This window comes from Streptomyces sp. NPDC039430 (genome assembly GCF_055639435.1).
This window is the reverse complement of record NZ_JBVKAK010000004.1, coordinates 307,414-329,374: the sequence shown is the minus strand read 5'-3', so window position 1 is coordinate 329,374 and position 21,961 is coordinate 307,414. Positions and strand designations below refer to the sequence as shown.

The window sequence follows — 21,961 nt, the reverse complement described above, 5'->3', positions numbered from 1 at the left end:
GGCCAGTCGTCCAGTCAGCCAGTCGGCCAATTCCCCTCTGTAACCAGGGACCCAGGGACGGGAGCCCGCGCCATGTCCGCCGAACTGATCTCCATCCTCGTACTCGCGGTCGTCTTCGTGATCGCCACCACCCGCTCGATCAATATGGGCGCCCTCGCCTTCGCCGCCGCGTTCGGCGTCGGGGGCCTGGTCGCCGGTCTCGACGCCGACGGCGTCTTCGCGGGCTTCCCCGGCGATCTGTTCGTGGTGCTCGTCGGCGTCACGTACCTCTTCGCCATCGCCCGCGCCAACGGCACCACCGACTGGCTGGTCCATGCCGCGATACGGCTGGTCCGCGGCCGGATCGCGCTGATCCCCTGGGTGATGTTCGTGATCACCGGCGCGCTGACCGCCATCGGGGCCGTCTCCCCGGCGGCCGTCGCGATCGTCGCGCCCATCGCGCTCAGCTTCGCCGCGCGGTACGGGATCAGCCCCCTGCTGATGGGTGCCATGGTCGTGCACGGTGCCCAGGGCGGCGGCTTCTCACCCATCAGCATCTACGGTTCGATCGTCAACGGCATCGTGGAGCGGGAGAACCTGCCGGGCAGCGAACTCACCCTCTTCCTCGGCTCGCTCGCGGCGAATCTCGTCATCGCCGGGATCGTCTTCGTCCTCTTCGGCGGACTCAAGCTCTCCGGCAGGCGCGAGGAGCCCAACCGGGCCGCCCCGGACCAGCAGCGGGACCAGCGGGACCAGCGGGACCAGCGGGACCAGAAGAGCGAGCAGGACCAGCGGGACCAGAAGGGCGAGCGCGAGCCGGCGGCGGGGCGGCCGAGCGGTTCCCGGCTCACCCCCGCCGTCGGCGCCACCCTCGCCGCTCTGGTCGCGCTCGTCGTCGCCGTCCTCGGCTTCGATCTCGACGCCGGGCTCTCCGCGATCACACTCGCCGTACTGCTCAGCGCCGTCTGGCCGGACACCAGCCGGAAGGCCGTGGGCGAGATCGCCTGGCCGACGGTACTGCTCATCTGTGGTGTCCTCACCTATGTCGGTGTCATGGAGGAGATGGGCACGATCGACTACGCCGGTCATGCCGTCGGGGACATCGGCATCCCGCTCCTCGCCGCCCTGCTGCTCTGCTACATCGGCGCGATCATCTCCGCCTTCGCCTCGTCCGTCGGCATCATGGGCGCGCTCATCCCGCTCGCCGTACCGTTCCTCGCCCAGGGCGAGATCGGGGCGATCGGCATGATCACGGCGCTCGCGATCTCGGCGACGGTTGTCGACGTCAGCCCGTTCTCCACCAACGGCGCGCTGGTGCTGGCCGCCGCGCCCGATGTCGACCGGGAGCGTTTCTTCCGGCAGCTCATGGTGTACGGAGGGATCGTGGTGGCGGTGGTACCCGCCGCCGTCTGGCTGGTACTGGTGGTGCCAGGCTTCGGCTGACCGCCACCACCACCCTGACCGGCCAGACTGGTCAACACCGTCAACACCGTCAACACCAAGGAGAACGACGCGTGTCCCCTCTCTTCCCGGCTCTCACCGCGCGTTCGGAACGCCCCGCACTCCGGTTCGGTGACCGTGCCCTCACCCATGCCGAACTGGCGGACGCGGCCGGTTTCCTGGCCGCCCGTATCGCCGGTGAACGGCGGATCGCGGTGTGGGCCACTCCCACGCTCGGCACGGCCGTGGGAGTGGTGGCCGCGCTGCTGGCCGGGGTCCCCGCGGTCCCCGTCAACCCCAGGAGCGGTGAACGCGAGCTGGCGCACATCGTGGCGGACAGCGCCCCGACCCTGATCGTCGCGGAACCGGACGCCATCCTTCCGCCCGCGCTGGCCGAACTGGCACGCGTGGACGCAGGAATCGCCGGAGCCGGAGCCGGAGCCGCAGGCGTGGGTGCGGGCGGCGCGGCCACGGAACACCCGGGGGACGACGCCTTCCCCGAACTCTCCCCGGAAGCCCCCGCCCTGATCGTGTACACCTCCGGCACCACCGGGCCGCCCAAGGGCGCCGTCGTACCGCGCCGTGCCATCGCCGCGACCCTGGACGCGCTGGAGGACGCGTGGCAGTGGACCGCCGACGACGTACTCGTCCACGCGCTGCCGCTCTTCCATGTCCATGGGCTGATCCTCGGCATCCTCGGCCCGCTGCGCCGCGGCGGATCCGTCCGCCATCTGGGCAGGTTCGACACCGAGGGCGTCACCCGTGAACTGTCGTCGGGCGCCACCATGCTCTTCGGCGTACCGACCATGTACCACCGCATCGCCGAGGCGCTCGCCGGCGACGCGGCGCTCGCGAAGGCGCTGGCCGGGGCGCGGCTGCTGGTGTCCGGATCCGCCGCACTGCCCGTGCACGACCACGAGCGGATCGCGGCGGCGACCGGCCGCCGGGTCATCGAGCGGTACGGCATGACGGAGACCCTGATGAACACCAGCGTGCGGGCGGACGGCGAGCCGCGCGCCGGAACCGTCGGGGTGCCGCTGGGAGGCGTCGAACTACGGCTCGTGGACGAGTCGGGCGTCGCCTTCGAGGCGTACGACGGCGAGACGGTCGGCGAGATCCAGGTCCGCGGCCCGAACCTCTTCACGGAGTATCTGAACCGGCCCGACGCCACCGAGGCCGCCTTCACCGACGGCTGGTTCCGCACCGGCGACATGGCGATCCGCGACCCCGACGGCTATGTCCGTATCGTCGGCCGCAAGGCCACCGACCTCATCAAGAGCGGCGGTTACAAGATCGGCGCGGGGGAGATCGAGAACGTTCTGCTGGAGCACCCCGGGGTACGGGAGGCCGCGGTGACCGGCGAGCCCGACGCGGACCTCGGCGAGCGGATCGTCGCCTGGATCGTTCCCGCCCGCGCCGAAGCGCCACCGTCCGCCGAGGAGTTGGCGGACCACGTGGCGGCGCAGCTCGCCGCGCACAAGCGGCCGCGCACCGTGCGCTATCTGGACGCGCTGCCCCGCAATGACATGGGCAAGATCATGAAGCGCGCGCTCCATGGCTGAACGTCCGAGCGCGCGTGAGGCCGTCGCCGCCGTCGTCGACGAGGGCGCCTTCACCGAACTGCCCGCTCCGGAGGGCGTGTCCGCGCCGGACGGGCCGCTGGGCTGGGAGGGATACGACGCCTCCCGCGCCCGCGCCGGGGAACGTACCGGGGAGACGGAGTCCGTCGTCTGCGGCACCGCGCGGATCGGCTCGCTCGAAGTGGTGCTGATCTCCTTCGAGTTCGGCTTCCTCGGCGGCTCCCTCGGGGAACGCACCGGCGACCTGCTCGAAGCCGCGTACACCCGTGCGCGCGAGCGAGGGCTGCCGGTCGTCTCGCTGATCGCGACGGGTGGCAGCCGGATGCAGGAAGGAATGCGCGCGCTGCTCCAACTCCAGCGGGTGGCACGGCAGTCCGCCCTGACCCGGGCGGCGGGGCTGCCGCAGCTGGCGGTGGTGCGCGACCCGACGACGGGCGGTGGCTGGGCCACGCTCGGGGCGGGCGCCGATGTCGTACTGGCCCTGCCGGGCGCCCAGATCGGGTTCGCGGGCTCGCGCGTGCGCCCGGCGGACGCCGATCCGTACGCCTACACGGCGGAGGCACAGCTCGCCGCGGGCCATATCGACGCGGTGGTGGGCCGCGACGAACTGCGCGCCACCGTCGGCCACTGGCTGACACTCCTGACGGGAGGCGTACGGGACGGCGTGCCGTCCGCCGCCCCGCCTCCGGACGGGCTGGGCCTCGCCGGACCGCCCGCCACCGGATGGGAGGCCGTTCTTCAGGCCCGTGTCCCTCAACGTCCCCGGGCAGAGGCGTACTTGAACGCGTACTTCACGCACCGTGAGGCGATCGGCGGGGACCGCTGCGGTGGTACCGACCCCGGGATGCTGTGCGGTTTCGGCCGCCGAGAGGGCCGGACGATCGCGTACGCGGCGCAGCGCGGTACCGCCACGCGTCCGGCGGGGTACCGCACCGCCGCCCGGCTGGTACGGCTCGCCGGCCGGCTGGGCATCCCCGTACTGACCCTGGTGGACACCCCCGGCGCGGCCAATGACGCGGAGGCGGAGCGCGCGGGAGCGGGCAGCGCCATCGCGGACCTGTTCGCCGCCGTGGCCACCGCCACGGTCCCCGTCACCACCCTGCTGATCGGTGAGGGCGGCTCCGGCGGGGCGCTGGCCCTGTCGGCACCGGACAACACCTGGGCCACACCGGACAGTTACTTCTCCGTCATCGCTCCGGAACTGGCGGCGGCGATTCTCAAACGCGCCCCGGAGGAAGCCCGGGTGACGGCCGACCAGCTCCGGCTGCGCCCCCAGGACCTGGTGTCCCTGGGCGTGGTACGCGGAATCGTGTCGGCCCCGGGGTCGGTGCCGGTGCCGGATCCGGGGCGGGGAGGGGGGTAAGGCGGCCCGGGGCGACGGCCGGGAACGGCCGGGGACGGTCCGCGACGGGGGATTCTCATGGCCCTCTCACAAGCTTTTCAGACAATGTGCTTAAGGTGAGAGCCGTGACGTACACAACTCCGCCCGGCTGGCATCCCGACCCGGGGCACACAGGTGAAGGACCGCGCCAGGAACGCTGGTGGGACGGTTCCGCGTGGACCGACGAAGTCCGCGCCGCCCCGCCCGCCGAGTCGGATCCGCCCGCCGCGACGCCTTCCCCCGAGGCACCTCCCGCGACGGCCCCTCCCGCGATGCCTCCGGCCGCTCCGTCCTACGCCGCGTCGCCGTACCCGGCACCGCCGTACCCCGCGACACCGCCACCCGGCACGCGGCGCGGCGGGCGACGGATCGCGCTCGGTGCCATCGCCGTGGTCGTCGCGGTGGCCATCGCGGGAGGCTCCTATCTGCTCGGGCGCGACAGCGGCGACAACGCGGCAGGCCCCGAGGGCCCCGGTCCTTCCGCCGCCCCCTCGCGGCCCGGCCAGCAGAGCCCGGCGCCCGACGGACCGCGGGGCGGCGGCCCCGGCGGAGAGGGCGGCGCGCCCCAGCAGCAGCCGCAGACCGAGGACGGCTACGCCACCGACGCGGCCAGCGGGATCAGCCTTCCGGTACCGGACGGCTGGACCGGCGAATCGGGGACCATCGGCGCCGGGGTGACGACCGGGCAGTACGAGTGCCCGGGGGACACGTCGCAGAGCTGCGTACGGGGCGGGGTGTTCTCCGCTCCCGCGCCCGCCCTGAAGATCGACGCCACGACGGCCAAGGCGGCGGCCGAGAAGGACATCCAGGCCAATGCGGAGGAATCCTACGGCGGCGCGATCTACGGGGACATCTCCTCGCACCAGCAGCTGAAGTCGGAAGCGGTCACCGTCGCCGGGCAGAAGGGCTATCTGGTGCGGTGGAAGGTCGTCACGAGCAAGGGGGACGACGGCTATGTGCAGTCGCTGGCGTTCTCCTCACCGACGTCCCCGGAACTGATGGTTCTCGTACGCTCCGGGTTCGATGTCAACGACAAGGCACCGAAGCTGACCGTCATGGACGAGATCACCAAGGGGATCAAGGCGGCGGCGGGCACCGGCTCCGGAGGCAGCGGCCAGGGAGTCTGAGCGGGCCGGAATCCACACACACAGGCGGGTCGCTCCGAGCGGTCCGCCTGAGTGCTGTCCGGCGGTACTGAGCGCTGTACGTCGACAGGGCGGAGCCGCGAGCGGTCCTTCGGCCGTACACTCCACACATGGGTTGTACACGTGCCGTGAGGGAGTGCCTGCGACAGGCCCCCTGCGCGCTGTGCTCGGCCGCCGCCGCGATCGCCGCAGCGGGCCCCCTGTCGGCGCCGGAAGCCGGCTGCCGCGCCCTGCACGGCCACGGCTAGCAACCGATCCCCGGATCATGCAGCAGGACCGTTCTTCCAGTCCCGCCCGTTCCGGTCTCCTCCGGTAGGGCACCTGCCGCACGGCTCGCGCGTTCAGCTCGTCCGCTCGGCTCGTCCGCCCCGCCCGTCGCCCCGGCCCGCTCCCTCCCGGTCTGTTCCCCGTCACCCGCTCGCGAGAGCGCGCATCTCGTACGCACTCCCCGTACACCCACCCTTCCGCGACGCCACGGCGTGCCGTCGGTGCCCACTCGGCGACCGCCGGAGACCCGTCACGTCGCATCTCCGAGAGGACCCCTGTGAAGTTGAGCGCACTGCTCGCCGGGCATGACCACGAGATTCTGCGGGGGGATCCGGAGACGGCGATCACCGCGGGCACGTGTTTCGACACGCACCGGGTCTCACCGGGTTCGCTGTTCATCGCGGTTCCGGGCCACCGTGAGGGCGGACCGGAGTCCGTGGGCCCGGCCCTCGCGCGCGGTGCGGCGGCGGTCCTGCTCGACGCGGGGGCACCGGAGCCGCCGGTGTCGGTGTGGGCGGACACGGAGGTGTGTGCGGTGCGGGTACGGGACACGCGGGTCACCGCGTCCCTCGTCGCCTCCCGCTACTACGGGGAGCCCGGACGGGCCATGGACATGGTCGCCGTCACCGGTACCAACGGCAAGACCTCGGTGTCGTACATGGTCGAGTCCGTGCTGCGGCTCGCCGAGGGCGCGACGGTCGGGGTCATCGGGACGGCGGGCAGCCGGATCGGCGACGAACCGATCCCCATGCCGAGGTCGGTGCTCACCACCCCCGAGGCGCCGGACTTCCAGTATCTGCTGGGGCGCATGCGCGACCGCGGGGTCGGCACCGTGGTCCTGGAGGCCACCTCCATGGGCCTGTTGACCCACCGGGTGGACCACGCCCACACCGACATCGGGATCTTCACCAATCTGACGCAGGATCATCTGGACGACCACGGCACCATGGAGAACTACCGGGATGCCAAACTCCGGCTGTTCCAAGGGCTTTGCCGACGCGCCGTGGTCAACGCGGATGATCCGGTGGGCGCCGCCATCGGTGCGCTGATGCCCGGGGCCGTGACGACCTACGCGATCGATGCCGAGGCGGACTTCCGGGCGACGGACCTCACCATGGACGCGTTCGGTACGCGGTTCACGCTGCACCACGAGGGGCGCAAGTACCCGGCGGCGATCCCCGTCCCCGGCCGCTTCTCGGTGGCCAACGCCCTTGCCACCGTGGCCGCCTGCCGGCTGCTGGGGCACGATCTGGACGGCCTGGTCGGCGCGCTCGACCGGATGCCACCGGTTCCGGGACGGTTCGAGCGCTTCGAGACGCCGGCGGGCACGTCGGTCATCGTCGACTACGCGCACTCGCCCGACTCGCTGGAGAAGGTGCTGACCACCATCCGTGACTTCGCCCGCGGCCGGATCGTCACCGTCTTCGGCTGCGGCGGCGACCGCGACATCACCAAGCGCGCGCGGATGGGCGAGATCGCCGGGACCTACTCCGATCTGTGCGTTCTCACCTCGGACAATCCGCGTGACGAGGACCCCGAGGCGATCATGGACCAGATCACCCCGGGACTCACGGCCACCGGCACCCCGTTCGAGCGGCTCGCCGACCGGCGCCGTGCCATCGCCTCCGCCCTGGCGGACGCGGGCCCCGACGACATCGTCCTGATCGCGGGGAAGGGCAGCGAGCCGTACCAGATCGTCGGTGACCGACTGCTGCCGTTCAGCGATATGGCGACCGTGCGCGAACTCGTCCTGTAGCCGCGAACCCGTCCTGTAGGAGCCGTGCGCGAGGCAGGGACACGGGGCCGGCTGCCCGGGTGGTGTATGCCGTGCCCGAGCCGTGCCCCGTGCCCGGGGTGTGTGTCAGTTCGCGTCCGGCTCCCGGCCCAGTACGTACAGCTCGGGCAGATTGACGACGATCGCCTCCTGCGTGCTGCGGGCGATCACCACCACGGCCTCGTCGTCCGGGCTGGGATTCTCCTCGCGGTGCGGGACATACGGCGGTACGAAGATGTAGTCGCCGGGCGAGGTACGGATCCGGATCTCCTCCGGCGTACCGCTGGAGTCGTCCAGGAACACGAACTCCGGGTGTCCTTTCACCACATGGATCGCGGTCTCGGAGGCGCCATGGTGGTGGTTGGAGGACGCGGTGTCGGGCGCCACATGCGTCTGGCCCATCCAGATGCGCTCCGAACCGACGGTGGATCCGCTGATCGCGGCGAAGCGCCGCATGCCGCCGGTCTGCGCGGTGTCGCCGTCGAGCGCGTCGGCACGGATGTGATGCAGCCGCGCGCGCAGCGGCAGCCCGTTCTCCGCCGTACCGTGGTTCTCGTCGTGGTCGTGGTCCGGTAGGTCGGGATGGAACGCGTCGTGCGCGTCGTGCTCGGTGTGTTCCGTGTGTTCCGTGTGCGAGGCCATGGAGATCCTGCTCTTCGGTGGCGCGGGCCGCGGGCCGCGGGTGCCGGTCACGAGTGTGGGTGGCGGGCGTGGGCGCGTGGGTCGGTGCGTGGGTCGGTGCGCTGGGTCCCGGCGCCGACCGTAGAGAGCACGGCAAATGGATGTCAAGATGTGTCCATTACCGCCGAGCTGGCCGTTCCTGATGTCCGGCCGGTGGCTGAGCGGGTATGCGGGCAGGCAGGGAACCCTCGGGAGAAGGTGCACATGCAGATCTCGGCGAAGGCGGACTACGCGGTGAGGTCGCTCGTCGAACTCGCCGCCGACAGCGGACGGCCCTTGACGTGCGAGGGCATCGCCTCCTCCCAGGACATCCCGTTCCGCTTCCTCAAATCGGTCTTCCGCGATCTGCGCCAGGCCGGTCTGGTCCGGAGTCAGCGGGGCTGTGAAGGGGGGTACTGGATCGGCCGCGACCCGGCCGCGATCAGTGTCGCCGAGGTCATGACGGCGGTGGACGGTGAGTTCCTCACCCTGCGCGGGGCACGTCCCGACACGCTCAACTACCCCGGCGCGGCGCAGGGGCTGCCGGATCTGTGGCGCGCCGTCGAGGCCGCCGCGCAGGCGGTGCTCGGGCGTACGACGATCGCCGAACTCGCCGCGGAGGGGGTGCGGACGGACGGTGCCGGCCGGGAGCCGAGGGGTGAAGCCGGTCCGGCGCGTGACGTCGCTCCTGCCGTCCCCGTGTCCGTACCCGCGTCCGCATGACACCGGACGTGAACCGCATGACACCGGAGGTGAACCGCCGGGCACCGGAGGGGGACCGCATGGCTCCCGACCGGATCCGTACGGCTCCCGGGGCGGAGGCTCCTGGGACAAAGGCTCCCGGGGCCGAGACTCCTGGGGTGGACCGGCAGCTCGTCTCGGTCACCGAGTTCACCGACCCGGCCTGCCCCTGGGCCTGGGGCTCCGAGCCCGTCTTCCGGCTGCTGAAACTCACGCTCGGCTCTCGTGCCCACTGGAGGCCCGTCTTCGGCATCCTCTTCGACGAGGACGACGACCCGGCCCCCGATCCGGCGGCCGAGGCCCGCTGGTACGAGCGGTTCATCCGCGAGGTCACGGCGCACACGGACGCGCCCTGCGCGCCGCGGCTGCACTGGCTGACCCGGTCGAGCCTGCCCGCCTCGCTCGCCGCCACGGCGGCCCGGTCCCAGGGGCCCGAGATCGCCGAGCGGGTCCTGCGCCGGCTGCGGGAGAGCACGTTCGTCCTGGGCACGCCCGCCGATACTCCGGACGGAATCCGCGGTGTCGTACGGGGAGTCCCGGGCCTGGACAGCGACCGGCTGATGCGCGAACTCGCCGCCCGGGAGACCCGGGACGCGGTACGCGCCGACTGGACCGAGACCCGTCGGCCGATCCCCGAGGTGCTCGGACTCGACGGTCCAGGACCGCACCCCGGCCGGGCCAAGGAGGTCGGGGACCACCGTCGCTACGCGCTGCCGACGCTCCTGTTCGACGGTCCGGGCGGCCAGGTGTGCGTTCCCGGATGGCGGCCCTTGGAGACGTATCTCGAAGCCGCCCGCGCGGCGGCCGGGGGCCGGTTGCCCCTCACTCCCGTACGGCTCCCCGCCGTGGCCGCGCTGGAGCGCTGGCGCACTCTGACGGGGCCCGAACTCGCCCTGCTCACCGAGGAGTCGGCGGCCCCCGCCGAGGCGGTACGCATCGACACCGGGCATGGTCCGCTGTGGCTGCACCCCGACGAGGCACGCGCTTGCGCGCAGTCGTCGTTCCCGGTGAAAGCGCAGGTCGCCGAGGTCTCGGACAATGAGACACCAAGAGGTGTCCATTGACACCGTGTCGCGGGACCGTGAGGATACGGGGCATGCGTTCGATGCACCCCGCCGTGGTCTGCCGCTACGTGGATTACCTGCGTACCTCCAGCGCCCTCTGTCGCTGACCCGACCCGCCGAGGCGGCCCGCTGAGGCCCTCGGCTCTCCGGCCCTGCCGCTGTCCCCGTCCCCGGCCGCGCCGTCCGCGGTGAACCCGGACGACGCGACCGCGGGATGACCCGGGGGACGTACGCCGGTCCTCCGCCGGGCCCTTCGCATCCCGCGTTCCGGTTCCCCTCCGGGGCCCGGCCCTCCACGCCTCACGCACCCACGTCTCGTGCCCGGTGGGTGGTTCTCCGTCCTGAGAACGCAATCTCCCGAGTCGCCGTACCCGCCCCGATGCCGCGGTGGTGCACGGCGTCGCCCCTCGCGCGTCGCCGCGGTCCGCCGCCGTATCCGCTCAACCTCCCTGATTCCAGGGCCCGTTGCCCGGCAGTCCGCCATCGGTCGTCGGCGCTTCCGTGTCCCCTTCGGTCTCCTCGTTCCCCTCCTCGTTCCTCTCTCGTTCCTCTCTCGTTCCTCTCCCGTCCGTCCGCCCGGGGCGCCCGCCCGGGCGTCCCAAGGCCCCGCCCGCGTACCGCGTACCGCGTACCCGAGTGCACCGGCACGGCCCAGAAAGGTGGCGCACCCCATGCCGATCTTCCGCACCCCATCCACCACCGCCGGCGCGGACCGCCCGGCCACCGCAGCGTCGTCCACACCCCTGTCCGTTTCCGGCCTCGGCCTCGGCCCCGGACCCGGCCTGGGACGGCGGTCGTTCCTCGGACTCTCGCTCGGAGCGGGCGCCGCACTCGCCCTCACCGCCTGCGGAGGCGGGTCCACCTCGGCGGCCGGCGGTCAGGGCTCCACCCTCAAGTGGGGCTGGAACCTGACGACTTCCTGGGATCCGGTCACCTCGTCCGCCGGCTGGGACGTGCACTCCCTCTCCCTCGTCTACTCGGGACTCACCACACTCGACCAGGCCGGAAACGCCATACCCGCTCTGGCGACCTCGTGGAAGTACAACGCCGAGGGCACCGTCATCACGTTCACCCTCCGCCAGGGGCAGAAGTTCGGCGACGGCACGCCGATCGACGCCACCGCCGTGACGAAGAGTCTCGAACGCGGCCGTGACGACGAGAAGTCGCTGGTCGCCTCGCAGCTCGTCGGCGTCGAGCAGATCACGGCCGTGGACGCCCGTACCGTCGAACTGCGGCTCGCCGAACCCGACTTCCAGATACCGCTGCTCCTCGCCGGGAAGACCGGGATGATCGTCAACCGCAAGGTCTTCGAGAGCGACGCCGCGAGCCTCGCCACCGAACCGGCGGGCTCCGGACCGTACACCCTCGTCTCGTACGTACAGAACTCGAAGGCCGTGCTGCGCCGCAACCCGGACTACTGGGACGCCGGCCGCGTCAGGATCGAGAATTTCGAGCTCTACCCGCTCCCCGAGCCGTCGACGGTGGTCGCCGCTCTCACCTCGGGGCAGTACAACGTGGCGCAGATACCCGGCAGTCAGGTGGCGGCGGCCAAGGCCGCGGGCCTGGAGGTCCAGGTCATCCCGTCCATGGTGGTGGCCGTCCTCGATGTCCATATCGGCAAGGAGCCCTACACCGACCCCGATGTGGCCCTCGCGCTGAAGTACGCGATCGACCGCGAGGAACTGCTCAGGACCGCGTCCTTCGGACACGGCGAAGTCACCCGTCAGCCCTTCCCCAAGGGTTACGCGGGCCATGACGACGCGCTGGACGAGCTCTTCCCGTACGACCCCGAGAAGGCCAGGGAACTGCTGGCGAAGGCGGGCCACGCCGACGGGCTGAGGATCACGCTCTCCGCCCAGAACCCCGAGGGTGTACCGGAACTGATCCAGGCTCAGCTCAAGAAGGTCGGGATCACCGCCACGATCGAGGCCATCCCGTCGGCCCGCGCCACCCAGCTCGTCTACGTCCAGCGGAGCAAGGCGCTCTACGTCGACCAGTTCGCCGGGCGGGAGTCCGCCACCCAGGGCTTCCAGGTGCTCTTCGGTAAGGAGGGCCTGATGAACCCGGGCCGCACCACCTCGCCCGAGCTGGAGAAGGCACTCGACGAGGTCCGCCGCACACCGCTGGACGCGCCCGACTACCCGGCTGTTCTCCAGAAGGCCACCGGGATCGCCGTACGGACCATGCCGAACATCTTCCTCTACACCACGCCGCGCATCCTGGCGCGCAACCCCAAGGTCTCCGAGATCCCCGCGTACACCGTCGTCCAGCGGTTCGAGGGGGTCACCGTCTCATGACCGCGCCCGTACTGGCGGGGCCGGGGCGGACCGCGCGGCTCGCACGCGGGGGTTCCGTACGCCGGCGGCTCGCCGGGACGCCCCGGCCGCTCGGCCGGCTGCTCGTCACCACCGCCACGGTCTTCGTACTGGCCTCGCTCCTCACCTTCGCCCTCGGCGCCCTGTCCGACGCCAACCCGGCCGCGGCCGTGCTCGGCGACCAGGCGACCCCGGCCGACATCGCCCGGATGGAGGCGCAGTTCGGCCTGGACCAGCCTCTGTACCTGCAGTATCTGAGCTGGCTCGGCCATGCGCTCACCGGCGGTCTCGGCGTCTCGTGGTTCACCGGCGTCCCCGTCGCGGACAGCGTCGCGCAGGCGCTGCCGGTGGATCTGTCCATCGCCGGGCTGGCCCTGCTGCTGGCCGTGCTGATCGGTGGCGGAGCCGGGATCGCCGCCGCGCTCAACAGCGGCGGGCGGATCGACCGGGCCATCACGCTCATCTGCTCGGTCCTCGCCACACTGCCGCCCTTCCTCATCGGCATCGTGCTGATCGTCGTCTTCGCGGTGCAGCTGGGCGCGCTGCCCACCGGCGGGTACGTACCGCTCGGGCAGAGCCCGGGGGAGTGGCTGCGGTACGCGGTCCTGCCCGCGTTCGCCCTCAGCCTGGACGCCGCCGCGTCCATCGCACGGCAACTGCGGACCTCGCTCGTCGGGGCCCTGCGCGAGAACTATGTGACCGGCGCCGAGATGCGCGGTTTCTCGGCGCGCCGCGTGCTGTTCGGCCATGTGCTGCGCAACGCGGCGGGGCCCGCGCTCTCCGTCCTCGGGGTGAGTGTGCCGGTGATCCTGGGCGGCGCGGTCGTCACCGAGAAGATCTTCAATCTGCCGGGTATCGCCCAACTGTCGCTCCAGTCCGCCGAACAGCACGACATCCCCGTCATCCAGGGGACGCTGCTGGTCACCGTCGCCGTCGTGCTGGTCGCCAACATCGGCGTCAACGCCGCGCTCACCGCGCTGAATCCGGCGGCCCGCGGCCAGTCGCCCCGCGGCCAGTCGCCCCGCGGCCAGTCGCCCCGCGGCCAGTCGCCCCGTGGGCGGTCGGGCGGCGCTCAGCCCGGCGGCGCTCGTGGCCCTCGGAAGGGCGGGGCGTCATGAGGACACTGCGCCGCACCTGGCGGCTGCCCTCGGCCCGGATCGCGCTGGCCGTACTGGCTCTCGTCGCGCTGCTCGCGGTCGCGGGCGGCGCCCTCGCGCCCCACGATCCGCTGGCCCAGCGTTCGGTGGACATGCTGCACGGACCCAGCGCCGCGCATCCCCTCGGGACCGACTATCTGGGGCGCGATGTCCTCAGCAGGCTGCTGGCGGGCACGGGCTCCTCGATCGTGGGCGCCCTGGAGGCCGTCGGGGCGGCGATGCTGCTCGGAATCGTGCCCGGGATCGCCTCCGTATGGCTCGGCAGGACCGTCGAATGGACGGCGCAGCGGGCCGCGGACACCTTGATGATCATGCCGTTCACGGTCTTCGCGATCGCGGTGGTGGGTGCGCTGGGCAACGGTATGCACCAGGCGATGCTGGCGCTGGGTGTGCTCTTCGCCCCGCTGTACTTCCGGGTGACGCGGGCCGCGGCGCTGGGGCTGAAACAGGCGCAGTACGTCGAGGCGGCGGAGCTGATGGGCGCGTCCCGCTGGTGGATCCTGCGCACCCACGTCTGGGGCAAGATCCTTCCGACGGTAGCCGTCACGACGGCTCAGGCCGTCGGGCAGGCGCTGCTGGTGGTCGCGTCCCTGACCTTCCTGGGGCTGGGTGTCCAGCCGCCCGCGCCGACCTGGGGCGGGATGCTCGCCTCGGACCTGGGCTATCTGGCGCAGCAGCCGTGGGCGCCGTTGATCCCGGGCGCGGCGATCATGATCACGGTCGGCGCCCTCAACATTCTCGCTGACGCGGTGCGCGACAGCGGCACGGCGGCCGGCGATCCCCGGACGACGGTCCCGGTCCTCGCGTCCGGAACCCCCGCGTCCGGAACCCCCGCGTCCGGGCCCCCGGCGCCAGATCCCGCCGCCTCGGCCCCGGATCCCGCCGCCTCGGCCCCGGATCCCGCCGCCTCGGCTCAGGTGGCGGCCGCCGCTGCCCCTGATCAAGTCTCTGAACATAAAGGGGAGTTGGGCGAGTACGCCGCCTCCCCGCCGGGCCGCGTTCCCCCTGCCACGAACGGCAACTCAGAGGAGGCCGAGCAGCGTGTCACCACTGGCTGACCCCGGTACCCCGTCCGTCGCGGCGACCGCCCCGGCCGATCCCGTACTGACCGTCGACGGGCTCGATGTCACCGTCACCGGCGGAGCGCACGCCGTCCGGGGTGTGTCCTTCACACTCGGGCGCGGCGAAGCCGTCGGTCTGGTGGGGGAGTCCGGCAGCGGGAAGAGCCTGACCTGCCGCTCCGCCCTCGGAGTGCTGCCCGCCGGATGTTCGGTGTCGGGCGGCCGTATCACCCTCGGCGCCACCGGCTCAGAACCGGCCGCCGACCTCACCGCGTTCACCCGCAAGCAGTGGAACGCGGTACGCGGCAGCCGGATCGGCGCGGTGTTCCAGGACCCCGCCTCGTATCTCAACCCCTCCCTCACCGTCGGGCGCCAACTCACCGAGCAGCTGCGGGTGGGCGGCGCGCTCTCCCGTACGGACGCGCGCACCCGCGCCGTCGAGCTGTTCGCGGCCGTCGGACTGCACCGCCCCGAGGAGGTCTTCCACCAGTACCCGCACGAGCTGTCCGGCGGGATGCTCCAGCGCGTCCTGATCGCCGTCGCCGTGTCCTGCGCACCCGAACTTCTCATCGCGGACGAGGCGACCACCGCCCTCGATGTGGTCATCCAGGCGGAGATCCTCGAACTCCTCCAGCGGCTCCGTACCGAACAGGGCCTCTCCCTGCTCCTCGTCACCCACGACCTGGCCGTGGTCGCCGAGAGCTGCGACCGCATCCTCGTGATGTACGCGGGCGAGATCGTGGAGGACGGTCCGACCGCCGAGGTGCTCGCCGCGCCCGCGCATCCGTACACCGAGGCGCTGCTACGGGTCGCGTCGATCGGCGCGTGGGGACGCCGTGAGCTGGACATCATCCCCGGCCGGCCGCCGGAGACCGGCGCCGCGCTGCCCGGCTGCCGGTTCGCCGACCGCTGCGCCCACGCGGTCGCGCGGTGCACCGAGGGGCCCGTCGACCTGCACACGCTGGACGACGGACGCAGGGCGCGCTGCCTCCGCCCCGCCGGACTGCTGGACGAGGAGTCGCAGACGCGCCCCGGGGGCGCCGCCTCCGACCACGTTCCCGTACCCGCCGCTGCTTCCGTGTCATCCGCGTCGGCTGTGGCATCCGCGTCGGCTGTGTCTTCCGCGCCCGTGCCCGCATCCGAACCCGTATCGGAAGGAGCCTCCACATGACCACCGCCCTGGGCCGGGACCTGACCACCCGGAAGGAAGACGCGGCCACGTCACCACGGGACCGAGCGGCGCTGCTGGAGATCAGCGGACTGTCCGTGTCGTACGGCCGCCGGGCCACCACGTCGCGGCGCGCCGGCGCGACGCGGGTGCTGTCCGGTGTCGATCTCACCGTCGGCGCGGGCGAGATCCTCGGGATCATCGGCGAGACGGGCTCGGGCAAGACCACGCTGGCCCGTGCCACGGTCGGCCTGGTGCGGCCGGAAGCGGGCAGCATCGGGTTCGACGGGACCGATCTGGTCCGGCTCACCCGCCGTGAGCTGCGGGAGTTCCGGCGTACGGGACAGGTGCAGTTCATGTTCCAGGACCCGCTCCGCTCCCAGGATCCGGAGTTGACGGTACGCCGGACAGTGGCCGAGCCACTCGCCGCCGTCCGCGCGCTCACCCGGCGGGAACGCGCCGAGCGGGCCGACGAGGCGCTGGCCCTGGTGGGGCTTGACGCGGAGGCTCTCGGGTCGCGTATCCCCGGACAACTCTCCGGTGGCCAGCGGCAGCGGGTCTCGCTCGCCCGCGCCATCGTCACCCGGCCACGGCTGCTGCTCAGCGACGAGCCGGTCAGCGCGCTGGACGCCTCGAACCGCAATCTCGTACTGAGCCTGCTCGACCGCCTCCGCCGTGAACTGGGCCTCGCCGTCGTCGTCATCTCCCACGACCTCGGCTCGCTGGCCGGGATCGCGGACCGGGTGGCCGTCCTCTACCGCGGGCGGCTCGTGGAACAGGGCGCCATCAGCGAGGTGCTCGATCACCCCCGGCATCCGTACACCGCGCTGCTCACCGCCTCCGCCCCGAGCGTACGCCGTGAACACCGGTTGCTGCCCGCCCAGTTGAGGCCGGCTCCGGACCGCGAGCCGTGGCCGGACGACCAGGGCTGTGTCTTCGCGCCACGCTGCCGCTTCGCGGGACCGGAGTGCCGGGAGGAGCCGCGTCCCGTCGCCGTCACGGAGACCGGGCGGCTCCACTCCGTCGCGTGCCACCACGCGGACGGCTGGCGGGACCGGACCGGCTGAACACGGGACCGGCCGGCCGAGGAACGCGGGACCGGCCGGCCGAGGAACACGGGACCGGATCGGCCGGACGCGGGACCGGTCGGCCGGACGAATGAGGGAGAGAGCCATCCACGGAAGGAGAACCACCCCATGACCATCGAGTTCATCGGAATCGCCGCCACCCAGGAGACCAGCGAGAGCGGCTCCGCCACCCCGGCCCCGGGCCGCGACGGCATCTCCACCCAGAGCGAGACCGGCCGTGCGAGCGGCCCCGTCGTCCAGCCCGCGTATTTGCGTGAACTGGCCCGCGCCCATGAGGAATCGGGGTTCGACCGGGTCCTGGTCGCGCACTCCTCCGCGAGCCCCGACGGGTTCACCGTCGCCGATCAGATCCTGACCCACACCGACCGGCTCGGGGTGCTCCTCGCGCACCGCCCCGGCTTTGTCTCCCCGACCGTGGCCGCGCGGAAGTACGCCACGCTGGACGCCTTCCACCCCGGCCGGATCGCCCTGCATGTCATCACCGGCGGCGATGACGCGGACCAGGCGCGCGACGGCGACTTCAGCGACAAACCCACCCGCTACCGCCGCACCGACGACTTCCTCGACGTGGTCCGCAAGGAGTGGAACTCCACCGAACCCTTCGACCACGACGGGGAGTTCTACCGGGTACGGGGCGGCTTCTCCGCCGTACGGCCGGCCGCTCCCGTCCCCGTCTACTTCGGCGGCGCCTCCGAGGACGCCGTACGGGTCGGCGGCAGGCACGCCGACGTCTACGCCTTCTGGGGCGAGCCCCTCGCCGGAATCGCCGAACGCATCCGTGACGTACGGGCGGCGGCAGCGCCGTACGGCCGCGCCCCCCGGTTCAGCGTCAGCCTGCGCCCCATCCCGGCCGCCACCGAAGCCGCGGCCTGGGGGCGGGCCCGGGAGATCCTGCGGCTGACCAAGGAGCGCGCGGGCGAGGCACACGCGTCCTTCAACCTGAACCACGCCGAACAGCGCGGCTCCCAGCGGCTGTTGCGGTACGCGGCGCAGGGCGAGGTCCATGACAAGAGGCTGTGGACCGAGATCGCCAGGACCACCGGAGCGGCGGGCAACTCCACCGCGCTGGTGGGCAGTTACGAACAAGTCGCGGAGTCCCTGCTCGATTACGTCGCCCTCGGAGTGACCACCCTCCTGATCCGCGGCTTCTCCCCGCTGGCCGATGCCCGCGACTACCGCACCCTCATCGACCTGGTCCGCGCCGGGGCGGCGGGCATCCCTCAGGCGGCCGGGGACACCGCGGTGGACGCCGTGGACCCCGTGGACCCCGTGGTCCGCGTATGAGTGCCCCGCCCGCACCCGGCCGGGACGCGCTGCCGACAACCTCGCACCGGGGCGCGTACCGCGTACGCCCCGGCCCCGGCGCCGGCGCCGACGGCGGACTCGGCGTCACGCCGCACCCGCGGGACCCCTCGCCGTCCCCGCTGCTCCAACAGGACCCGAGCCGGCCGCCGTGGTGCGCGCACGGCGACCCCGACACCCTCACCGCCGATATCCCCACCTCGCGCCTCACCCAGGGCCGCACCGGCCGGCACGCGCTGGTCCAGGCCGGGAAGTTCACGGGGGAGCCGCCCCGGTGACCGTACGGAGCCCACCGCCCCCGCTCGCACGCGACCCCCACCCCGACGACCGGCCGGAGACCACACCGTGACCCGCATCCGTACCCATACCGACGACCCGCCCGGCGGACGCGTCCCAGGAGCCTCCGGGGTATCAGGGGTTCCCGGTGCCCCGGTGGTCCGCGCGCTACAGGCTCTGGACCTCGGCCGGCTCCCCGCCCTCACCACCGCGCTCGCCGCCCGCGCGGCCGAGCACGACCGCGACGCCACCTTTCCGGCCGAGGGGTTCGACCTCGCGCGGGAGGCCGGGCTGCTCACCGCCACCGTCGCGGCGCGGCACGGCGGCCCCGGGGCCGGACTCGCCGACACCGTCCTGATTCTGCGCGCGCTCGGGGCCGGGGACCCGGCCGTGGCCCTGATCACCGCCATGACCCTCTTCACGCACGCGGCGGAGGCCCGTACCCCGGGCTGGCCGCCCGCCGCGTACGCCGCGCTTCTCGACGAGGCGGCCACCGGACCCGCCCTGGTCAACTCCCTGCGCGTGGAGCCGGAGTTGGGCAGTCCGGTGCGCGGTGGCCTGCCCGCCACCACCGCCCGGCGCGACGGCGGCCGCTGGCTGCTGACCGGACGCAAGATCTACTCCACCGGCGCCGTCGGCCTCAGCCGGATGCTGGTCTTCGCGCGGACGGACGAGCACCCCGTACGCGTCGGCACCTTCATCGTCCGCGCCGGCAGCCCGGGGCTGACCGTGGAACCGACCTGGGACCATGTCGGACTGCGCGCCAGCCGCAGCGACGATGTCGTCCTCGACTCCGTACCCGTACCGGCCGGCGACGTCATCGCGCTCGACGAGCCGGGCGACATCCCCGGCGCCCGGCCCGACGCGGTGACCGGCGCCTGGAACGCCCTCGGGCTGACCGCCCTCTATCTGGGTGTCGCGGGCGCGGCCCGGGACTGGCTCACCGGCTTCCTCCACGACCGCGTCCCGACCGCGCTGGGCGCGCCGCTGGCCGCACTGCCCCGGTTCCAGAGCGCCGTCGGCGAGATCGAGGCCGCGCTCCTGGGGGCGAACACGCTGGTCGACGCCGTGGCCGGCCGGATCGACGACGGCGACCCGGAGGCCGTGGAACAGGCGGGCGCCATCAAGGTGCTCGGCACCCGCGCCGCCATCACGGCCGTCGAGCAGGCCGTCGCCCTCACCGGCAATCACGGTCTCACCCGCACCAACCCGCTTCAGCGGCACTACCGCGACGTGCTGTGCGCACGGGTGCACACACCGCAGGACGACTCCGTACTCCTCACCACCGGCCGTGCGGCGCTCGCCCGCGCGCTCGACCGCCGGTCCGCACCGAAAGGCGACTGAACCCATGCCGGATCCGACCGCACCGTCCGCTCCCGAGGACTCCGCCGCCCCGAACGGCCCGAACGGTCTGAAGGGCCTGAACGGCCCGAATGGCCTCACCGGCCCGGACGCCCTGGCCGCGCCGGGCGCCGCTGTCGTCTCGGGCGTCGAGTTCATCGGCATGATCGGGACCCAGGACGCCTCCGAGACAAGGCCGCCCAGCGGGCCTGTCATCGACCCCGACTACACGGCCCGGTTCGCCCGCGCCCACGAGGACGCCGGCTTCGACCGGATCCTCATCGGCTACAGCTCCAGCAGGCCCGACGGCGCGCAGGTCGCCGCGTACGTCGCCGCCAGGACGGAACGCCTCGGGCTGCTCGTCGCGCACCGCCCCGGCTTCATCGCGCCGACGCTCGCGGCCCGTTCCTTCGCCACGCTCGACCGGTTCACCGGCGGACGCGTCGCCGTACACACCATCACCGGCGGCAACGACACCGAGCAGCGCAGGGACGGCGACTACCTGGACAAGGAGGAGCGTTACGACCGCACCGACGAGTATCTGTCGATCCTGCGCCGGGCCTGGTCGTCCGCCGAACCCTTCAGCCACCAGGGGCGCCACTACCGCTTCGAGGAGTACGGCTCCGAGGTCCTGCCCTTCCACACCTCGGGCATCCCGCTCTACTTCGGCGGCTCCTCCGAGGCGGCCTACCGGGTGGGCGGCAGGCACGCCGACACCTTCGCGCTGTGGGGCGAGCCGCTCGCCGAGACCGCCGAGCAGATCGCGTCCGTGCGCGCGGCGGCCGTCGCCGCCGGGCGCACCACACCACCCGGGATCAGTGTGTCCTTCCGGCCGATCCTCGGCGCCACCGAGGAACTGGCCTGGGAGCGTGCGCACCACATCCTGGACACCATCAAGTCCGGTGCGGGACGCCCCTTCTTCGACCAGGCACGCCACCACCACGGGCAGGGCGGCCCGACGAGCGCCGGCCCGGCCAACGTCGGTTCGCAGCGGCTGCTCGCCGCCGCGGCCAAGGGCGACCTCCACGACCGCGCGCTGTGGACGCCGACGGCCACCGCCACCGGAGCGGGCGGCAACACCACCGCGCTCGTCGGCACCCCGGAGACCGTCGCGCGTGCGCTGCTCGACTATGTCGACATCGGTGCGACCACGCTGCTCATCCGTGGATACGACCCGCTGGACGATGCCATCGGGTACGGGCGTGAGCTGATCCCGCTCGTCCGTCAGGAACTCGCCCACCGCAGGGCCACCGCGGCTGCCGCACCCGCCGCCTCTTCCGGCCCGTCCGCCCTGCCCGCCGGATCCGCCCCCGACCCGCTCGGAAGCCACCGATGACCGATCTGTTCAGCCCCGCCGTCGGTGCCCGCTCCACCGCGGCCGACTGGCAGCCGCCCGCCGGCATCGCCCCGCGCGGCACACTTCTCATCCTGCCGGGCCGCGGTGAACACCCGCTGGTCTACGAGCGGTTCGGCCGTCGGCTGGCCGCCGACGGATATGCCGTGCACGCGCTCGGGACGGCCCCGGAGGACGGCACGGCCGACGTACTGGCGCGCGCGGCCGAGGCCGCGGGGCCCGGTCCTGTCGCGCCCGTGGTGCTGGTCGGCAGCGATACGGGAGCGCTCCAGGCCCTCCACGCGGCGGCGGCCGCCGACCCGAGGCTTCCGGTCGCGGGGATCGTGATCGCGGGGGCCGCCCCGACCGGGGACGTGGCCCGGCCACTGACCGGGGGAGTGGCTCAGCCACCGGCCGCGCGGCTGGATGAGCCACCGGCCGGAGCGGTGGCCGGTCCACCGGCCGGTCCACCGGCCGGTACAGCCGGGACGGGCACCTGGGACGCCGAACTGGCGGCGCGTACCGCGTGCCCGACCCACCGCAAGCGCCTCAGCGAGGACCAGGGTTTCGTACGGGGACAGCTCATGGCTCCCGTCCCCGCCCCTCTGCTCGCCGAGGCGCGGCCGGAGGCCCCCGCCCTGATCCTGCACGGCGGGGCCGACCCGGTCACTCCAGTCGAACACGCCCGTGAACGGGCCGCCGGGCTCCCGCGCGCCACCCTCGGCGTGCTGCGCGAGGGGCTGCACGACGTCCTCAACGACGCCTCGCACCGGATCACCGCGGCGGCCGTCGTGCTGTGGCTGGAGCGACTGCGCGCCGACCCGGGGCTGCGCCCGGTCCTCACCGTCGAGACGGGTGACCTGTGACCATCCGGATGAAGGGAAGCGGC

At 72.8% G+C, this 21,961-nt stretch carries 18 protein-coding genes; 17 read left to right on the top strand and 1 reads right to left on the bottom strand.

The window, feature by feature from the left end:
• The first annotated feature begins 72 nt into the window (after window positions 1-72).
• From ACZ7LS_RS13245 to ACZ7LS_RS13225, 5 genes are all read left to right on the top strand, one after another.
• Window positions 73-1,422: an SLC13 family permease gene (locus tag ACZ7LS_RS13245; protein WP_385129752.1), complete on the top strand. Its 1,350-nt coding sequence runs from the start codon at window positions 73-75 to the stop codon at window positions 1,420-1,422.
• A 71-nt stretch (window positions 1,423-1,493) separates the two neighbouring features.
• The gene (locus ACZ7LS_RS13240) at window positions 1,494-2,981 is read left to right on the top strand and encodes an acyl-CoA synthetase (RefSeq protein ID WP_382665583.1); all 1,488 of its coding nucleotides are present in this window, start codon (window positions 1,494-1,496) and stop codon (window positions 2,979-2,981) included.
• Complete coding sequence (locus tag ACZ7LS_RS13235) at window positions 2,974-4,362, top strand: carboxyl transferase domain-containing protein (protein WP_382665581.1); 1,389 nt, start codon at window positions 2,974-2,976, stop codon at window positions 4,360-4,362. The genes ACZ7LS_RS13240 and ACZ7LS_RS13235 overlap by 8 nt, the downstream gene beginning before the upstream one ends.
• Window positions 4,363-4,466: 104 nt before the next feature.
• Window positions 4,467-5,507, top strand: coding sequence for a DUF2510 domain-containing protein (locus ACZ7LS_RS13230; RefSeq protein ID WP_382665579.1), 1,041 nt, complete (start codon window positions 4,467-4,469; stop codon window positions 5,505-5,507).
• Between the two features lie 562 nt (window positions 5,508-6,069).
• Window positions 6,070-7,548, top strand: coding sequence for a UDP-N-acetylmuramoyl-L-alanyl-D-glutamate--2,6-diaminopimelate ligase (locus tag ACZ7LS_RS13225; RefSeq protein ID WP_382518926.1), 1,479 nt, complete (start codon window positions 6,070-6,072; stop codon window positions 7,546-7,548).
• 105 nt (window positions 7,549-7,653) lie between these two features.
• On the opposite strand, the gene ACZ7LS_RS13220 is transcribed toward ACZ7LS_RS13225, so the two are convergent.
• Window positions 7,654-8,208: a cupin domain-containing protein gene (locus tag ACZ7LS_RS13220; protein ID WP_382665577.1), complete on the bottom strand. Its 555-nt coding sequence runs from the start codon at window positions 8,206-8,208 to the stop codon at window positions 7,654-7,656.
• Window positions 8,209-8,451: 243 nt separating this feature from the next.
• On the opposite strand from ACZ7LS_RS13220, the gene ACZ7LS_RS13215 reads away from it, so the two are divergent.
• The 12 genes from ACZ7LS_RS13215 to ACZ7LS_RS13160 all read left to right on the top strand — a co-directional run bounded on the left by ACZ7LS_RS13215 (window position 8,452) and on the right by ACZ7LS_RS13160 (window position 21,938).
• Window positions 8,452-8,949, top strand: a complete 498-nt coding sequence (locus ACZ7LS_RS13215; protein ID WP_385129749.1) for an RrF2 family transcriptional regulator — start codon at window positions 8,452-8,454, stop codon at window positions 8,947-8,949.
• A 59-nt stretch (window positions 8,950-9,008) separates the two neighbouring features.
• A complete protein-coding gene (locus ACZ7LS_RS13210; protein WP_385129747.1) occupies window positions 9,009-10,031 on the top strand; it encodes a DsbA family oxidoreductase in 1,023 nt (340 codons plus the stop codon).
• Between the two features lie 671 nt (window positions 10,032-10,702).
• Window positions 10,703-12,328 (top strand): ABC transporter substrate-binding protein, encoded by a 1,626-nt coding sequence (locus ACZ7LS_RS13205; RefSeq protein WP_385129745.1) that lies wholly within the window; start codon window positions 10,703-10,705, stop codon window positions 12,326-12,328.
• On the top strand, window positions 12,325-13,464 hold the full coding sequence (locus ACZ7LS_RS13200; RefSeq protein ID WP_385129743.1) for an ABC transporter permease: 1,140 nt from the start codon (window positions 12,325-12,327) through the stop codon (window positions 13,462-13,464). The genes ACZ7LS_RS13205 and ACZ7LS_RS13200 overlap by 4 nt, the downstream gene beginning before the upstream one ends.
• Window positions 13,461-14,561: an ABC transporter permease gene (locus ACZ7LS_RS13195; RefSeq protein WP_385129741.1), complete on the top strand. Its 1,101-nt coding sequence runs from the start codon at window positions 13,461-13,463 to the stop codon at window positions 14,559-14,561. The genes ACZ7LS_RS13200 and ACZ7LS_RS13195 overlap by 4 nt, the downstream gene beginning before the upstream one ends.
• A complete protein-coding gene (locus ACZ7LS_RS13190) occupies window positions 14,545-15,735 on the top strand; it encodes an ABC transporter ATP-binding protein (RefSeq protein ID WP_385129739.1) in 1,191 nt (396 codons plus the stop codon). Before ACZ7LS_RS13195 ends, ACZ7LS_RS13190 begins: the two co-directional genes overlap by 17 nt.
• Window positions 15,732-16,799 carry an ABC transporter ATP-binding protein gene (locus ACZ7LS_RS13185; protein WP_385129737.1) on the top strand — a complete coding sequence of 356 codons (1,068 nt, stop codon included), beginning with the start codon at window positions 15,732-15,734 and terminating at the stop codon, window positions 16,797-16,799. The genes ACZ7LS_RS13190 and ACZ7LS_RS13185 overlap by 4 nt, the downstream gene beginning before the upstream one ends.
• 129 nt (window positions 16,800-16,928) lie before the next feature.
• Window positions 16,929-18,104, top strand: coding sequence for an LLM class flavin-dependent oxidoreductase (locus tag ACZ7LS_RS13180; RefSeq protein WP_385129735.1), 1,176 nt, complete (start codon window positions 16,929-16,931; stop codon window positions 18,102-18,104).
• Window positions 18,101-18,400, top strand: a complete 300-nt coding sequence (locus ACZ7LS_RS13175; RefSeq protein ID WP_385129733.1) for a hypothetical protein — start codon at window positions 18,101-18,103, stop codon at window positions 18,398-18,400. The genes ACZ7LS_RS13180 and ACZ7LS_RS13175 overlap by 4 nt, the downstream gene beginning before the upstream one ends.
• Before the next feature lie 154 nt (window positions 18,401-18,554).
• Window positions 18,555-19,742, top strand: coding sequence for an acyl-CoA dehydrogenase family protein (locus ACZ7LS_RS13170; protein WP_385129731.1), 1,188 nt, complete (start codon window positions 18,555-18,557; stop codon window positions 19,740-19,742).
• Between the two features lie 160 nt (window positions 19,743-19,902).
• On the top strand, window positions 19,903-21,075 hold the full coding sequence (locus tag ACZ7LS_RS13165; RefSeq protein ID WP_382519437.1) for an LLM class flavin-dependent oxidoreductase: 1,173 nt from the start codon (window positions 19,903-19,905) through the stop codon (window positions 21,073-21,075).
• Window positions 21,072-21,938, top strand: coding sequence for an alpha/beta hydrolase (locus ACZ7LS_RS13160; RefSeq protein WP_385129729.1), 867 nt, complete (start codon window positions 21,072-21,074; stop codon window positions 21,936-21,938). The genes ACZ7LS_RS13165 and ACZ7LS_RS13160 overlap by 4 nt, the downstream gene beginning before the upstream one ends.
• The last annotated feature ends 23 nt before the right edge of the window (window positions 21,939-21,961 follow it).

Excerpts from the sequence above, each read along its gene's own strand:
- ACZ7LS_RS13245 (WP_385129752.1), top strand. The coding sequence starts at position 73 with ATGTCCGCCGAACTGATCTCCATCCTCGTACTCGCGGTCGTCTTCGTG.
- ACZ7LS_RS13235 (WP_382665581.1), top strand. The coding sequence starts at position 2,974 with ATGGCTGAACGTCCGAGCGCGCGTGAGGCCGTCGCCGCCGTCGTCGAC.
- ACZ7LS_RS13220 (WP_382665577.1), bottom strand. The coding sequence starts at position 8,208 with ATGGCCTCGCACACGGAACACACGGAACACACCGAGCACGACGCGCAC.
- ACZ7LS_RS13215 (WP_385129749.1), top strand. The coding sequence starts at position 8,452 with ATGCAGATCTCGGCGAAGGCGGACTACGCGGTGAGGTCGCTCGTCGAA.
- ACZ7LS_RS13210 (WP_385129747.1), top strand. The coding sequence starts at position 9,009 with ATGGCTCCCGACCGGATCCGTACGGCTCCCGGGGCGGAGGCTCCTGGG.
- ACZ7LS_RS13205 (WP_385129745.1), top strand. The coding sequence starts at position 10,703 with ATGCCGATCTTCCGCACCCCATCCACCACCGCCGGCGCGGACCGCCCG.
- ACZ7LS_RS13200 (WP_385129743.1), top strand. The coding sequence starts at position 12,325 with ATGACCGCGCCCGTACTGGCGGGGCCGGGGCGGACCGCGCGGCTCGCA.
- ACZ7LS_RS13195 (WP_385129741.1), top strand. The coding sequence starts at position 13,461 with ATGAGGACACTGCGCCGCACCTGGCGGCTGCCCTCGGCCCGGATCGCG.
- ACZ7LS_RS13185 (WP_385129737.1), top strand. The coding sequence starts at position 15,732 with ATGACCACCGCCCTGGGCCGGGACCTGACCACCCGGAAGGAAGACGCG.
- ACZ7LS_RS13180 (WP_385129735.1), top strand. The coding sequence starts at position 16,929 with ATGACCATCGAGTTCATCGGAATCGCCGCCACCCAGGAGACCAGCGAG.
- ACZ7LS_RS13175 (WP_385129733.1), top strand. The coding sequence starts at position 18,101 with ATGAGTGCCCCGCCCGCACCCGGCCGGGACGCGCTGCCGACAACCTCG.
- ACZ7LS_RS13165 (WP_382519437.1), top strand. The coding sequence starts at position 19,903 with ATGATCGGGACCCAGGACGCCTCCGAGACAAGGCCGCCCAGCGGGCCT.
- ACZ7LS_RS13160 (WP_385129729.1), top strand. The coding sequence starts at position 21,072 with ATGACCGATCTGTTCAGCCCCGCCGTCGGTGCCCGCTCCACCGCGGCC.